Origin of the sequence: Anaerotignum faecicola (assembly GCF_003865035.1) — a bacterium.
Classification (GTDB): domain Bacteria; phylum Bacillota; class Clostridia; order Lachnospirales; family Anaerotignaceae; genus Anaerotignum_A; species Anaerotignum_A faecicola.
Genome location: NZ_BHVZ01000004.1, coordinates 212,114 through 226,107, shown reverse-complemented (window position 1 = coordinate 226,107; position 13,994 = coordinate 212,114). Strand labels below are relative to the sequence as shown.

Genomic DNA, 13,994 nt, shown 5'->3' with positions numbered 1-13,994 from the left:
GAAAAGATTTCAAAAGAATAATGTATCCTGTCGGATACAGGAAGAAGCCGCTCCAAAACAACCTTCCTTTCTCGTATGTCGCATGAAATTCGTACGCCGATGAACGGGATTATCGGTATGCTGACGCTGGCAGAAAATAAGCTGGAGGCGAACAGTCCCGCTATGCAGTACCTTACAAAGGCGGATGAGCTGCGCATCAGTCAGGTGATTATCAATTTTCTTTCCAATGCAGTGAAATTCACCTCGGAGGGGGAAATTATCGTTACCTTCCGCCAGATGATGCTGCAAAACGGCGTGGCGGATTGGTGCTCTATGCGACAGCGATTGGGCTTGGTGTGCTTGGTGTACTGGTGCTGCTTGCAACACTTCTGCTTTGCCTGCTGGAGCTTTTGCGGATGGTTCTTTTGTGGCGCGAAAAGGAGCGCTATCGTAGCTTCACGCCGCAGGAACGCATTTTCTACAAAAAGGATAAGCTGTTCTGGCTGCTTGCGCTCTGGGGCATGGATGCGGCTCTGGGCTGGAAAACGGAGAAAACCGACCGCGCCTTAACCCTGCGTCTGCCTGCGGTTTCCGAAGGGGAATATCAGCGGATTTGCAGTCTGCTGGAAAAAACAGTATACGGCGGCATTATGCTTGAGCCGTTTGAGGAACGCGCCCTAGACCGCTTCCTTTATCATCTGACGGGGCAGGATATGAAAAAAAGCCTCGGCATGTGGCTGAAGCTGCACTATGCCTGCCTGAAAAAAAGAAAATAAAAATGGAAATGTCCTTAGAACTTCTCTGAGGGCATTTTTTATGCTCGCCTTCGCAGAATGTCGAAAAAGAAAAGGTTGTGCGCCGGGGAAGAAAACGGTATAATGATATGATGGAATAAGGAAAGGAGTATCATGTATGGATGATAGATTCGATAAAGAAAACATAGAAGCAGAAACCAGATATCCGCGCAGAGAAGCCGTAGATGGGCATACAAGATATCCTGTCAGAGAGGAACGCCGTCCTCTGCGCTTTTCTTCGGAGCATCATACAGAGCTGCCCGGACGGAAGATAGATGCGGAAAACGATATGACAGCATACGAACAGCGGACAGCCGCAAGAAGGGCAGAATTTTTGCAGAATTCCTATGAGAATTCCTACGAAAGAGAGGACACCTATCAGAGAACCTCTCATCAGAGAGGACAGACAAGAGGACAGCAGAGAGGACAGACAGAGGTCCCCCGCAGCAGAGAGCGCGTTCCGCACGAGGAGCAGAGGGCGCGCAGAACGAGAGAAGCGGAAAGAGCGACGCACAGCAGGAAAAAGCACCATAAAAAACGCCATTTGACACGTTTTTCCAAGGGGCTGCTTCTCATTGCGGTTGCGCTGATTATCGGGATTGGTTCCTTCATTTTCATGAACCACATGATGAACCCTCCTACAGAGGAAATGAACCTGACGGGGAAAACCGTCTCCGTTACCATTCCGGAAGGAGCAGGCACAGATGAAATTGCAAAAATTTTGAAGGAAAACAAGCTGATTCACAGCGTATTCGGCTTTAAGCTGACCAGCAGGCTGGAGGGCTATGACGGCACATATAAGCATGGGAAATATGATATTGATACAGGGCTGACGAAGCGGCAGATTATGGAGCTGCTGCAAAGCGGCAAAACCTCTGAGGATTTGAAGGTGACGATTCCGGAGGGCTATACCGTGAAGCAGATTGCGGCAAAGGTTGCGGAAACAGAGCTTTGCACCGCGGATGAATTTATTGAGGAATGCAACAAGGGTACATTTGATTATGATTTCCTTAAGGATTTGCCTGACAGAGAATATAAGCTGGAGGGGTATCTTTTCCCCGATACCTATCTTCTGCATGAGGGCATGACGGCACATGATATCATTGATATGATGCTTGCGCGCTTCGACCAGATGTATACTAAGGAATATCAGAAGGCAGTTGCGGACAGCGGGCATACGCTGGATGAAATCGTAACCGTTGCATCCATGATTGAAAAGGAAATTAAGGTGGATGCGGAACGCGCGACAGCGGCAGGGGTAATCTATAACCGCCTGAAGGAGAATATGTCCCTTGGCATTGATGCAACCGTACTTTATGCCGTAGGAAAGACCAGCGGCGAGCTGACAACAGCCGAGCTGGAAACGGATTCTCCCTATAATACCCGTAAGAATAAGGGGCTGCCCTTAGGGCCTATTTCAAACCCCGGAGAATCCTCGTTTAAGGCAGCACTGTATCCTGAGGATAATGACTATCTGTATTATGTTGTGGAGGCAGTGGGGAAGGATAACCATGTTTTCTGCAAGACCTATGATGAATTCCTGGCGGCGAAGAATGCATATAACGCCAGCGCACAGTAAAAATCAGGAGAGATGAAAAATGAATTATGTAACCGATGATACGATGAACGCCTATCTGCGCAGCGTACAGCCGATGTATGACGGCGTTCTGGGCGAGATTCAGAAGGAAGCGATTGCGGCAGAGGTACCAATCGTGCCGCCCGAGGTGGCGCGGCTTTTAAGTGTGCTTCTGACGATGCAGAAGCCGAAAAATATTCTGGAAATCGGCACAGCTGTAGCCTTTTCCGCAGGGCTGATGTGCCGCTATCTGCCTGAGGAGGGTACCGTTACCACGATTGACCGCTATGAGGTGATGCTGAAGGATGCCCGTGTGAACATTAAGCGCATGGGTCTGGAGGATAAAATCAAAATTCTGGAGGGGGATGCGGCGGATATTCTGCAGACACTGGAAGGCCCCTACGATGTGATTTTCATGGATGCGGCGAAGGGGCAGTATCAGGCGTTCCTGCCGCACTGCCTGCGGCTTCTGCCTGTGGGCGGTCTTCTGATTGTGGATGACGTGCTGCAGGGCGGCACGATTGCACAGACGCGCTTTAGCGTGCCGCGCAGACAGCGTACCATTCATAAGCGTCTGCGGAATTTCCTCTGGGAGATTACCCATCATGATGCACTGGAAACCTCTATCATCCCCATCGGGGACGGGGTAGCGCTGTGCTATAAGAAAAAGGAAATTATCCCCGAAACCAAAACAGAAGGAGAAACCAAAAATGCAGAATAAAAAGAAACTGGAGCTATTGGCACCTGCGGGCGATTTAGAAAAACTGAAAATTGCTGTACTTTATGGTGCGGATGCCGTTTATATCGGCGGCGAAGCGTATGGTCTGCGTGCCAAGGCAAAAAATTTTGATATAGATACCATGGCGGAGGGGGTAAAATTTGCCCATGACCATGGCGTAAAGGTTTATGTAACAGCAAATATTTTCGCACATAACCCCGATTTTGAAGGGATGGCGGACTATTTCAAGGCGGTGGAAGCCATTGGCGTAGATGCGCTGATTATTTCCGATCTGGGTGTATTTTCTGTTGCAAAGGAAGCCGTTCCCAATATGGAGATTCATGTTTCCACGCAGGCGAACAACACGAACTATAAATCCGCACAGATGTGGTATAAGCTGGGCGCACAGCGTGTTGTAGTGGCGCGTGAGCTTTCCATGAAGGAAATCCGCCAGATTCGCGACAGCATTCCTGAGGATATGGAAATTGAAGCCTTTGTGCATGGCGCAATGTGCATTTCCTATTCCGGCAGATGCCTGCTGAGCAATTACCTTGCAGGCAGAGATGCGAATAAGGGGGCGTGCGCGCATCCCTGTCGTTGGAAATATCATCTGGTGGAGGAAACCAGACCGGGCGAATATATGCCGATTGAGGAAAACGAAAGAGGAACGTATATTTATAATTCTAAGGATCTCTGTATGATTGAGCATATCCCCGATATTGCAAAGGCAGGGATTTACAGCCTGAAAATCGAAGGGCGCATGAAAACGCCGTTTTATGTCGGCACGGTGGTGAAGGCATACAGACAGGCGATCGATGATTATTTCGCTGACCCGAAGCTCTATGAAAAGCGTCTGCCGTATTATCTGGCAGAGGTTTCCAAGGCGAGCCACAGAGATTACACCACAGCCTTCTATTATGGCAAGCCTGACGGCAATCAGCAGGTTTACACTAATAATTCCTATATCCGCGAGTACGATTTTATCGGCATGGTGCAGGAGGATTGGAACGAGGAAACCGGCTTCGCATGGGTGGAGCAGAGAAATAAATTTTCTGTCGGCGAGGAAATTGAGGTCATGCCCGCACAGGGGGATTCCTATGCCATGAAGGTAACGGAAATCCGCAATCAGAATGGAGAGACCGTTGCATCCGCGCCGCATCCGCAGGAGCTTTTGCAGGTGAAATTTGAAAAGCCTGTGAAAAAATTTGATATGCTGCGCAAGCGTCCCACTGATGTAAAATAATTCGTTTGGATGCAAAATAACTCTTGATTTTTTGTCGAAAAAAAGCTACCATAATAATTAGTATTCTAAAGGAAAGAACGGTAAATTTTATGGAACTTACACAATGTATCAATTACTTATTAACAACTTCACAGCATACGGTTTTTCAGTTTCTCAGCGGCAAGCTTTCGGAATATGACCTGACACCTTCCCAGTATGGTGTTAAGCTGTTTGTGGCAGAGAGAATTTGCAACGCCGAAGCAGATTTCTGAGATTCTCTGTCTGGAAACCTCGACGATTTCCGGTGTGTTGGATCGTATGCAGAAAAAAGGTCTGATTGACCGTGTCATCAATCGGGAGGACAGACGAGAGGTTCGCGTTGTGCCGACAGAAAAGGGGAAGCAGCTGCAGGAGCCGATTACGGAAATCATTGATGAAGTAAACGAAGAAGTTTTGAAATGCTTTACGGAAGAAGAAGTGACCGCATTGAAAAACGCACTGCGTATTATCGCAGACGGCAGCCATTTTAAATAAGAGAAAAGCAGGGAAAAGCAGTTTCTGAAGGGGAGCTGCTTTTTTGATTGCGAAAAGGAGAGGCTTCTTTGCGTTGATAAGCGGTTGAACTTCTGTTACACTATCCATAAGAAGAAGCGGATGCTGCGAAGGAGGGATTGGATGGATAAGGTAGTTACAGGTATGCATTTCCGTGGGCAAATGAGACCGAAATAAAAACGCTTTCCCTTACGATGGAGCAGCAGGCATGCGATGTGCCGGGACCGCATTTTAAGCTGCATGCGCCGGGAGATTCGTTTTCCTTTGTTCATCCGATGAACGGAACAGAATATACCTTGACGGTGCAGGCGTTGGAGCCACAGACGATGGAGCAGGAGTTGCCTGGTTCAGAACAATGGCTGTACCCGATGCATCTTACCGCCATGTGCTACACCGTTTTTCCTGAACAGGGGAAGGATATTTCCATCTATGATTGCGCAGAAAGTGATAAGCCGATAAAAATTGCCCGAAATACAGAGCCTTTCGCACCGGAAGCGCAAAATGGTATGGTTTACTTTGGGACTGTGGTTTGTGAAACGGATGACGCAGAGAAGGAGTTGCATACGATTTATTCTTCTCTGCACTTTGAACCCGTGACGGATGATGTGGAGTGGTGTGTAATATTTCATCTGAAGCAATTTGAGGAGGAATCGTTTTTGCTGATATAAAACTACATAATAGCGGAAATGGTTTCTGAAAATAAAATAATAAAATAATGAATAAACGGAAAAGCAGTTTCTGAAGGGGAGCTGCTTTTTTGGTTGCAAAAAAGTGGATAGGAATGGGATATGTAGCAGGGCAAAGCCCTGATTCTTACTGAAAAGCGGCACGCAGCTTTTTGAGTGCCTTTTTTTCAATACGGGAGACATAGCGCCGCGCCTATTGTAAATAGCAGTGTAAAACAGAAAATTTAGACAGTTTGAAGCGACCGGTCATCAGAAAACTGTAAAGAGGTATTGTCTGAATAGGCACTGTTTTTATGATAAAAAGGAGTGGAGGAAATGTGTAAAGTAATTGCAGTAGTAAACCAAAAGGGCGGCGTTGGCAAAACAACAACCTGTGGGAATTTAGGGATTGGTTTAGCAAGGCGCGGAAAAAAGGTATTGCTGATTGACGCAGACCCGCAGGGAGATTTAACAGCGAGTTTAGGATTCATCAATCCGGATGAAATCAACCATACGCTTGCAACTGTTATGATGAATACCATCAATGAGGTTGAAATGGACAAGGACTATGCAATTCTTCGTCATAGCGAGGGAGTGGACGTGTTGCCTTCCAATATAGATTTATCTGCAATGGAGATTTCGTTAGTCAATGTCATGAGCAGAGAATTGATTCTGAAACGCTATATCGAGAGCATAAAGCAGCATTATGATTATATTTTGATTGATGGGATGCCTTCGCTTGGGATGCTTACAATTAACGTATTGGCGTGTGCAGATAGCGTGCTGATACCTGTGCAGGCAGCATACTTGCCAATCAAAGGGCTTCAGCAGCTGATGAAAACAATCGTACAGGTGAAACGCCAGTTAAATCCTCGTTTGGAGATAGAGGGGGTACTGGTGACAATGTTCGATAGAAGGACGAAAAATGCCAGAGATATTGCAGAGCTTCTGGAGGAGAATTATGGAACAATGCTGAATGTTTTTGTAAATAAAATTCCCCTCTCTGTTCGTGCTGCAGAAACAACAGCGAAGGGCGTAAGCATTTTTCAATATGATCCCAATGGTTCGGTTGGACAGGCGTATAAGGCATTGACGAAGGAGGTGCTTGAGGATGAGAGAGGGAACGGCGAAGGAGATTAAATTTGAAAGTATTGATAACCTGTTCGGTATTCCGAATGAATCGAAGCAGCATGTAACAACAATGATTCCTTTGGAGAGTCTTTATCCATACGCACAGCACCCATTTCGTGTGCTTGATGATGCGAAAATGGACGAATTGGTCGAGAGTATTCGGACAAATGGTATTTTAGAACCGGCATTGGTTCGGCCTCGCACCTTAGGGGGCTATGAAATTGTATCCGGGCACAGAAGAAAAAGAGCCTGTGAGAAGGCAGGGCTGGAAGAAATACCTGTTATCATCCGAGAATTGACGGATGATGAGTCTGCAATTCTGATGGTGGATTCCAATAACCAGAGAGAAGAACTGCTTTATAGTGAGAAGGCTTGGGCTTACAGAATAAAATATGAGGCGCTGAAGCATCAGGGAAAGAAATTTTCGGAAAACAGTGCAGAACAGCTGGGAAAGGAAAATAATAAGAGTGGACGACAAATCAAACGCTACATCAGATTAACCTATTTGCAGGAGGATTTGCTTGACTTGGTAGATCAAAAGAAGATTGCCTTCCGAGCGGCAGAGAAGCTTTCCTTTCTGACTGAGACAGAGCAGAATATTTTACTGGAGGCGATTCTGGAGCATAAGGTTTATCCGAATATTGATATGGCAGAAAAGCTGAAACAGATGAGCGGAGCAGTATCTATCGAAGGGATAGAAGAAGTCCTGTTAGGCAGAAAACTGAAAAGCAGAGCGACATCCATACCCGTAAAGAATATTCGGAAATATTTTTCGGAGGAATCCTCTGCGGAAGAAATAGAAAGAAAAATCCTAGAACTGTTAGAGAAATGGAGGCAGGAGGAAGGATATGCAGAATTTTAAATTTGATTATTTTTACGGTTCTCAAGCAGAACAGTTCAGCTTCTTTCGGCTGCCGAAAATTCTGATTCGAGATGCACGGTTTAAGAAAATTTCCAGTGATGCCAAAATTCTGTATGGCATTATGCTGGACAGAATGTCATTATCCAGAGAAAATAAATGGATGGATCAGAATAACAGAGTATATATCATTTTTACCCTAAAAGAGGTTATGAAGGAATTTGAATGCTGCCAGAGGAAGGCAGGCTCGCTGATGGCGGAACTGGATTCAAAATCGGGGATTGGTCTAATTGAGAGGAAAAGACAGGGCTTAGGCAGACCGGACTTGATTTATCTGAAAAATTTTATTGCAGTGCAGGCGGATATTTCGCAGAAAGAGGAGAAGCAGGAGCAGGGAGAAGTTTTGCCATTGCAGAGTGGCAAGGAAATGCCACTGATAACAGGTGCAGAGGATTCTTTCCAAACAGGTAAAGCTATACCAATGCAGAGAGGTAATAGAGAGAAACTCCAAGGTGGTGCGGATTTGCCATTGCAGAGTGGTAAAAATCTGCATATCCAGAATAGCACAGAAATACTGTCCAAGAGTGGCAATGAAGCACCAACAAATAATACTGAGAAGAATAAGACTGAAAGGAATAAGACTGAGGATTCTATCTATCCAATCTATCCGACAAAGGAGAAGGATGCGATGGATGTGACAGAGGTGTATCGCAGGATTGTGAAAGAGAATATCAGCTATGAAACGCTGTACAGCAATCTGCCCATCATGCAAAGGCAGATGCTGGATGAGATGGTTGAGCTGATGGTAGAGGTGTTGACAATCAACAGGAAGTTTTTAAGGATTGGCGGAGCAGAGTATCCGTACCAGTTAGTAAAAAATCGGTTTCTGTGTATCGGACCGAACCATGTGGAATATGTATTGCATTGTTTGGAGCAGACTACGAGCAAGATTGGAAATATTAAGGCATATATTTTGACAAGTCTGTTTAATGCAACGGCTACGATGGATACATATTATACGATGGCGGTGCAGCACGATATGGTTATGGAAGAGTAACTTCGGGACACGGTGTCCCAAGGTGGAAGGAGAAGGACTTCGGGACACGGTGTCCCAAAGTGAGAAAGAAAAGCAGAATATGGTTCGTGAGACGAAGAGTAGATATTTTATCTGCTCTTTTTTCGTATCAGGAGGGATAAAATGAAAAAGGATGATAAAGCAATTTTTCATAATACGCAGTTGTTGCTGGAGCATTACAGGGATGTGGTATGGAGTCTGGAAGTCTCTGTATTTCAGACAAATGTAAATTTTCAGGCAGAGTTTGGAAACACAATCGAGGAGTTTCTAGAATTATCGTATGAAGCAGGTCTTGATCTTCCTGCATCTGATGTTGCAGCCAGAATCAGAAGCATCAATAAAAGCAGAAATATGCTCCGAATTATAGATGGTGCAGTTGCGTTGCTGCGGGAGAAATATCGGAACGGCGAGGAGTGCTATTGGGTATTGTACTATACCTATTTATCTTCGCAGGAATTTGGTGGTGTTGATGAAATCGTGGAGAAGCTGTCTGAAATGTTCCGGGATTTTTCAAGGAGTACATATTATCGTAGAAAAAACGAGAGTATAAGAAGAATGGGTGATTTGCTTTGGGGGTTCAGAACGAACTGTTGTGATGCGGCGTTGGAATTACTGTATACAGAGCAGCTGCTTTTAGGGAGGCTGTGAGGGGGATTTTAAAAGCTGTGGATAAGGAGATTACGATTTAGAGGATGCCCCGTGTGATATTAAATATAGAAAAGTTGAAATGATGAACTGTGATTAAGAAGCGTTTTCTTATGTAGTAAAGCAAGGGTTGCTGTGGTATATTAAAAGAAGATTGCAGAAAGGAGGAAGCTATTGGATGACTGAAAATACTACATATGACCAATTAAAGACATAGAGGCATTTGTCGTTAGAATGGAGAGGCATTAATAGTACACAAATATGTTTTGAAAAAAGTTGTTTCTCATTTAAAAAAGACCATGTTACTTATGCGATAGAAATTGCTGTAATTGGTAATGAGAAAAAAATAAGTATATCAGTTGATACTCCAACTACTTTTGAAAAAATATATCATTATCTTGGAGATATAAGAAGATATGAATATTTGGTAGATGGTGCTTTTTATTGTATGAAAAAATGTAAGACAGACGGTATTGATGTTACAAATTCCATTACGGATGTTGAACTTCCTTATTTTTTCAGTGAAAAGTATAAGCATAAAATTCCTTTGGAACTGACAGATAAAGAATATAAGCGATATTTTTTAAAGTGGCTTAAATTACAATCTTCATTGGGAATAATTAACCAGGTAGCATTATTTGCTAATTGTTTGAATGGATTAACAGCGGATGTGCGAATTTCCATGCTGGCAGAGTGTTTTGAAGCTTTTGGAAAAAGGTTAGAGAAAGAGAAGAAAATCATAGTAAAATCAGAGAATAATACAACCAGAACAGTGCAGTGCGAGAATTGTAAAGAGAAATTCGAATTGTCAATTCGTGGTAAAAAGTCCTTTGCATGTTATATGACGGCTCTTATAGAAACATATGGAAAAACGATTTTTTCTAGGGAATATCGAAGAAGAAAGACTCTGATTCAGAAAATTGTAAAAACAAGAAATAAAGTTTTTCATGTTAATGCTAAACAGAACGGGGTGCTTGACGGAGCACAATGCGGTTTTTATGCAATTAAACTTGAGTGGATGTTTCGTTATATAATCTGGTTGGAGATGGGGTTTCCTAAAGATAAACTGGATGTTGTAATTAAAAAAGAAATAAAGAAATTTGAAAGTCAGTTTCCGAACTTAATATATTAAAATTGGAGGGTAGATTAGAAACTATTTACTAGACTGCACTTCAACAAAAAGAAAAGATAAAGATTCAACCTGTTCCCTTGGAATTCGGAATATGTTGGAGCTTTTTGTGTATTTATAGGATAAACATGTAAAAATAAAAACGAAAAATACGTTGATAAATTTTATATTAAGTGATAAACTACTTATAGATATAGATTAAAAACGGAAAATCTGTTTATAAGTCAGGAGGTAACTATGAAACTTCTTCGTATTACAGCGGAAGGGCTACCATTATTCAAGGAAAAACTGGATTTATCTTTTTATGCACAGCAGAGGGTCGCTGAAGAACAAAAGAATATTTTGTATCCATTATTTTCAAATATTTATATGAATTCTGCAACGGGGTTTATAGGTATCAATGCATCCGGAAAGACATCTGTTTTGAAGGTTATTTTGCTTGCTTTAGATATAATCAATAATGAGCCAATAAACCATATAGAGACTAGAGATATATTGGGTGATGCAAAAGAGGTCAAATTGAATATGTATTTCTTTTCTGGAAAGTTGAATGAAATCTGCCGATTGGAAACGATAATTACTTCCCGAAAAAGCAAGCCGGAAGGAACGAGTTACAGTATCCTTTCAGAATCTTTATGGATAAAAGACGTAGATGAGGTGACTACCCGTAAGGGGATGCTCATTTTTGAAGGTAAAGAGCCTGCAATGGTTAGAAGTAGTCAGGAGGACTTTTTGCCAGATGATGTAAGTATTATGATTGCCAGAAATAAGAAGGCGAAAGAGCATGTGTGTATTGTTAATCTCTTGAAATATACGAATGAAAATGTTCTTACATTCTCAGAAGAAATTCCGTCAGAAGTTATTATGTTCTTAGATCCGACGATTGAGAAGCTGCACTTTGATGAAAATGAAAATAAAACATTAATCCATTTGAAGTTCAAGGATAAGGAGGAAATTCTTCTTAATAATCCGGTAGAATTGAATAATTATCTTTCATCCGGTACAGTAAAAGGAATGATTACATTTACCTTGGCACAGGAAGTCTTACAAAGCGGCGGGTATATGGTTATAGATGAAGTGGAGAATCACTTTAATAAAGAAATTGTAATAACATTGATTCGGTTCTTCATGGATAGTAAACTGAATAAAAATGGTGGCACACTTATTTTCTCTACACATTATCCAGAGTTACTGGATGAATATGATCGCAACGACAGCATTTTTATCACTAGAAATCGTAATGGTATTACGGTGGAGAATCTATCAAATATATTGAAAAGAAACGATATTAAGAAAAGTGATGCATACCAGAGCGGTTTCCTTGAGGGAACAACTCCGACATATGAGGCTTATATGCGGTTAAAGAAGAGCATTGCCTTAGCACTTATGTAGGAGGTGCATATGGAATTAGCAAATTATAAGGCGTGTATTTGTGAAGGTTCGGCTGAAAATGCTATCATGGACATACTTCTGGATTATAACCTTTTGATTTTTAATAGAGAAGAGATGATTGAGGAAGAAGTAATCCGTTGTCGAGAAGCCAAAAAATTTGAAGAAAAATATTTGAGAAAGGGATTTAAGGACAAAATTTCTGTTATTAGAATCCTTGATTCAAGAGGCGAAAATTTTAAACTCAGTAAGGCCTATGCTGGCAAAGTGGACGTTATAAATGTAGTAACTGCTCCAGAAATAGAGATGTTGATCATCCATAATGAGAATAAGTATAAGGAATATAAGAAATCACGGAAAAAGCCCAGTGATTTCTGTAAAGAGGATCTAAGGATGGCAGATGTAAAAACGTATAGATTTGTCAAAAGCTACTTTGCTGATCCGATGGTGCTTGTAGCTGCTATAAAAAAACATCATGAGATTTCAAAAGTGCCAAAAGGGGAATATACATTGTTGGACTTGTTACGATAGAGGAATTTGTTGATAAAAGAAGAAGTTGTACTTCGGGACACGGTGTCCCAAAGTGGGAATAGTGAAATACAATAGGAAACACAAGAAGAGCGGATGCTACAGTTGCTCTTTTTTGTATCAAGAGATTAAAATGAAAAAGAACGATAGGGAAAAGAAATAAATTTTCCGGTTTTTAAAAATTGGGGTGTTCGATTTGATGAAATCGTATTTCTGCTATGGTAAAATACGGTTAAATGAAATCAACCGGTTCTTTGAAAAAAATCAAGGAGGAGATACTATGAAGAAGAAAAGAATGGTGACTGCACTGCTGACAACGGCAATGGTATTCGGTGCTGTTCCGACAGCTTTTGCAGCTGATAACATCACTGTAACGGTAGATGGCCAAAAAGTAAGTTTTGGTGATCAGCAGCCTGTGAATATCAATGGGCGTGTTATGGTTCCGGTAAGAGCAGTGGCAGAAAAAATGGGCTGGGATGTTGAATGGTTCACTTATTACGGTAATACAGTAGTAGATGGACAGTTTCAGCAGGAACACGATATTGTCTTAAAAAATATCGTTAAAAAATCTGATACTTATTGGGCAGGCTATCAAACCAATATCAATATTGAGCATCAAACCAGAAGCAGCCGTATTGATGGAAAAACTCCCTATCAAACCAAAGAAGCTCCTGTGACAGTTCCGATTGCTACAATTAACGGCAGAACCTTACTTGGTATCAGAGATATTGCTGAATGCACTTATTCTGATATTAAATGGGATAGTGCATCGCAAACTGTTCAAATTACAACAAAGCCTGTAGAACAGTTCCCGAAATACAGTGATGTGCTGGAATATGCTAATATCCGAGAAGGTGATACAAAAAGATTGCAAACTGAATCGGAAGAAGTAAATTTGAAAGATAAAGAAAAACAACAAGAAACCACTCAGATGGATGAAAGCAACTATGCCGACGAAGTAATTCGTTTGGTTAACGAGGAACGTGAAAAAGTTAGTGTTTCTTCTCTTGCATTAGATTCTACATTAGCAAAGGCAGCACAAATTAGAGCAAAAGAAATTACACAAGCATGGGGGCATACAAGACCGAACGGAAAAGATTTTAGAACAGTCGTATATGAAGTAGATAATTCTTATGAAACAAAGTCAATTTCTGAAAATATTAGTAGTTGGTATAGTCCAGAAACAGCAGTTAATGGATGGATGAATTCTACTAAAGGGCATAAGGAAAATATGTTAAATACAAAATGGAAATATGCAGGCGTAGGCCATGAAGGTTCTCATTGGGTTATTATGTTTTCCGACTAAGTTATTTTAAAACTGAATTTAATAGCTAAAAGAAAGAGATACGAAAAATCGTATCTCTTTTCTATTTGCAAAAAAAGAAAGGGTGAAGAAGTATGCAAAAAAAGAAAAGATTTCTTGCACTTTTGCTTGCTCTGGTAGTTGCACTGCCTTTTATTCAGTCACCACTTACTGCACAAGCAGCAGGCGAAGGTAGTGTAACGAGAAAAATCACAGTAGTAAAGGGAAAAGACATCAACGATATCCAGTACGATGGGAAGAATGTTCTTCATTCGTCTGCTTGGTGGTATGACGAGGATGGGACAAAACATCCGGCTTTTTGTGTTGATCCAAAGCTTGCCGGTCCCGGAGAGATTGCTGCTGGAAAGTATGACGTTAATGGAACAGTAAATTAGTATACAAATAAAATGTATATTTACGATATGAAAA

At 41.9% G+C, this 13,994-nt stretch carries 16 protein-coding genes and 1 pseudogene; all 17 read left to right on the top strand.

The genetic code is table 11. The features are described from left to right. Positions 1-75 precede the first annotated feature (75 nt). Positions 76-123, top strand: a pseudogene (locus EJE48_RS12945) (hypothetical protein); the annotation flags it as partial. Between the two features lie 182 nt (positions 124-305). Further along, positions 306-755 carry a hypothetical protein gene (locus EJE48_RS12600; protein ID WP_016408145.1) on the top strand — a complete coding sequence of 150 codons (450 nt, stop codon included), beginning with the start codon at positions 306-308 and terminating at the stop codon, positions 753-755. A gap of 136 nt (positions 756-891) precedes the next feature. Then, a complete protein-coding gene (gene mltG, locus EJE48_RS08405) occupies positions 892-2,352 on the top strand; it encodes an endolytic transglycosylase MltG (protein WP_016408146.1) in 1,461 nt (486 codons plus the stop codon). A 19-nt stretch (positions 2,353-2,371) separates the two neighbouring features. Then, entirely contained in the window at positions 2,372-3,070 is a 699-nt protein-coding gene (locus EJE48_RS08400) for an O-methyltransferase (RefSeq protein WP_118582326.1), read from the top strand. After that, positions 3,060-4,310, top strand: a complete 1,251-nt coding sequence (locus tag EJE48_RS08395; protein ID WP_118582323.1) for a peptidase U32 family protein — start codon at positions 3,060-3,062, stop codon at positions 4,308-4,310. Before EJE48_RS08400 ends, EJE48_RS08395 begins: the two co-directional genes overlap by 11 nt. An 89-nt stretch (positions 4,311-4,399) precedes the next feature. Next, positions 4,400-4,561, top strand: coding sequence for a hypothetical protein (locus tag EJE48_RS12715; protein ID WP_306307902.1), 162 nt, complete (start codon positions 4,400-4,402; stop codon positions 4,559-4,561). Further along, positions 4,521-4,823, top strand: coding sequence for a MarR family winged helix-turn-helix transcriptional regulator (locus tag EJE48_RS08390; protein ID WP_306307901.1), 303 nt, complete (start codon positions 4,521-4,523; stop codon positions 4,821-4,823). Before EJE48_RS12715 ends, EJE48_RS08390 begins: the two co-directional genes overlap by 41 nt. A gap of 212 nt (positions 4,824-5,035) precedes the next feature. Beyond that, positions 5,036-5,509, top strand: a complete 474-nt coding sequence (locus EJE48_RS08385; protein WP_118582320.1) for a hypothetical protein — start codon at positions 5,036-5,038, stop codon at positions 5,507-5,509. A 333-nt stretch (positions 5,510-5,842) separates the two neighbouring features. Then, positions 5,843-6,646 (top strand): ParA family protein, encoded by an 804-nt coding sequence (locus EJE48_RS08380; RefSeq protein WP_118582317.1) that lies wholly within the window; start codon positions 5,843-5,845, stop codon positions 6,644-6,646. Continuing rightward, positions 6,618-7,499 carry a ParB/RepB/Spo0J family partition protein gene (locus EJE48_RS08375; RefSeq protein WP_118582314.1) on the top strand — a complete coding sequence of 294 codons (882 nt, stop codon included), beginning with the start codon at positions 6,618-6,620 and terminating at the stop codon, positions 7,497-7,499. Before EJE48_RS08380 ends, EJE48_RS08375 begins: the two co-directional genes overlap by 29 nt. Further along, positions 7,486-8,553 (top strand): DUF6017 domain-containing protein, encoded by a 1,068-nt coding sequence (locus EJE48_RS08370; protein WP_118582311.1) that lies wholly within the window; start codon positions 7,486-7,488, stop codon positions 8,551-8,553. The genes EJE48_RS08375 and EJE48_RS08370 overlap by 14 nt, the downstream gene beginning before the upstream one ends. Positions 8,554-8,694: 141 nt before the next feature. Next, positions 8,695-9,219 (top strand): hypothetical protein, encoded by a 525-nt coding sequence (locus EJE48_RS08365; RefSeq protein ID WP_118582308.1) that lies wholly within the window; start codon positions 8,695-8,697, stop codon positions 9,217-9,219. Positions 9,220-9,439: 220 nt separating this feature from the next. Beyond that, complete coding sequence (locus EJE48_RS08360) at positions 9,440-10,348, top strand: HEPN domain-containing protein (protein WP_118582305.1); 909 nt, start codon at positions 9,440-9,442, stop codon at positions 10,346-10,348. A 234-nt stretch (positions 10,349-10,582) separates the two neighbouring features. After that, positions 10,583-11,737: an AAA family ATPase gene (locus EJE48_RS08355; protein ID WP_118582302.1), complete on the top strand. Its 1,155-nt coding sequence runs from the start codon at positions 10,583-10,585 to the stop codon at positions 11,735-11,737. Positions 11,738-11,746: 9 nt separating this feature from the next. Beyond that, positions 11,747-12,265, top strand: coding sequence for a hypothetical protein (locus tag EJE48_RS08350; RefSeq protein ID WP_118582299.1), 519 nt, complete (start codon positions 11,747-11,749; stop codon positions 12,263-12,265). A gap of 277 nt (positions 12,266-12,542) precedes the next feature. After that, positions 12,543-13,568: a stalk domain-containing protein gene (locus EJE48_RS08345; RefSeq protein ID WP_160117338.1), complete on the top strand. Its 1,026-nt coding sequence runs from the start codon at positions 12,543-12,545 to the stop codon at positions 13,566-13,568. 92 nt (positions 13,569-13,660) lie between these two features. Then, positions 13,661-13,960, top strand: coding sequence for a hypothetical protein (locus EJE48_RS08340; RefSeq protein WP_124984490.1), 300 nt, complete (start codon positions 13,661-13,663; stop codon positions 13,958-13,960). Positions 13,961-13,994: the final 34 nt, after the last annotated feature.

Excerpts from the sequence above, each read along its gene's own strand:
- EJE48_RS08345 (WP_160117338.1), top strand. The coding sequence starts at position 12,543 with ATGAAGAAGAAAAGAATGGTGACTGCACTGCTGACAACGGCAATGGTA.
- EJE48_RS08365 (WP_118582308.1), top strand. The coding sequence starts at position 8,695 with ATGAAAAAGGATGATAAAGCAATTTTTCATAATACGCAGTTGTTGCTG.
- EJE48_RS08385 (WP_118582320.1), top strand. The coding sequence starts at position 5,036 with ATGGAGCAGCAGGCATGCGATGTGCCGGGACCGCATTTTAAGCTGCAT.
- EJE48_RS08395 (WP_118582323.1), top strand. The coding sequence starts at position 3,060 with ATGCAGAATAAAAAGAAACTGGAGCTATTGGCACCTGCGGGCGATTTA.
- mltG (WP_016408146.1), top strand. The coding sequence starts at position 892 with ATGGATGATAGATTCGATAAAGAAAACATAGAAGCAGAAACCAGATAT.
- EJE48_RS08340 (WP_124984490.1), top strand. The coding sequence starts at position 13,661 with ATGCAAAAAAAGAAAAGATTTCTTGCACTTTTGCTTGCTCTGGTAGTT.
- EJE48_RS12715 (WP_306307902.1), top strand. The coding sequence starts at position 4,400 with ATGGAACTTACACAATGTATCAATTACTTATTAACAACTTCACAGCAT.
- EJE48_RS08375 (WP_118582314.1), top strand. The coding sequence starts at position 6,618 with ATGAGAGAGGGAACGGCGAAGGAGATTAAATTTGAAAGTATTGATAAC.
- EJE48_RS08350 (WP_118582299.1), top strand. The coding sequence starts at position 11,747 with ATGGAATTAGCAAATTATAAGGCGTGTATTTGTGAAGGTTCGGCTGAA.
- EJE48_RS08355 (WP_118582302.1), top strand. The coding sequence starts at position 10,583 with ATGAAACTTCTTCGTATTACAGCGGAAGGGCTACCATTATTCAAGGAA.
- EJE48_RS08380 (WP_118582317.1), top strand. The coding sequence starts at position 5,843 with ATGTGTAAAGTAATTGCAGTAGTAAACCAAAAGGGCGGCGTTGGCAAA.
- EJE48_RS08370 (WP_118582311.1), top strand. The coding sequence starts at position 7,486 with ATGCAGAATTTTAAATTTGATTATTTTTACGGTTCTCAAGCAGAACAG.
- EJE48_RS08400 (WP_118582326.1), top strand. The coding sequence starts at position 2,372 with ATGAATTATGTAACCGATGATACGATGAACGCCTATCTGCGCAGCGTA.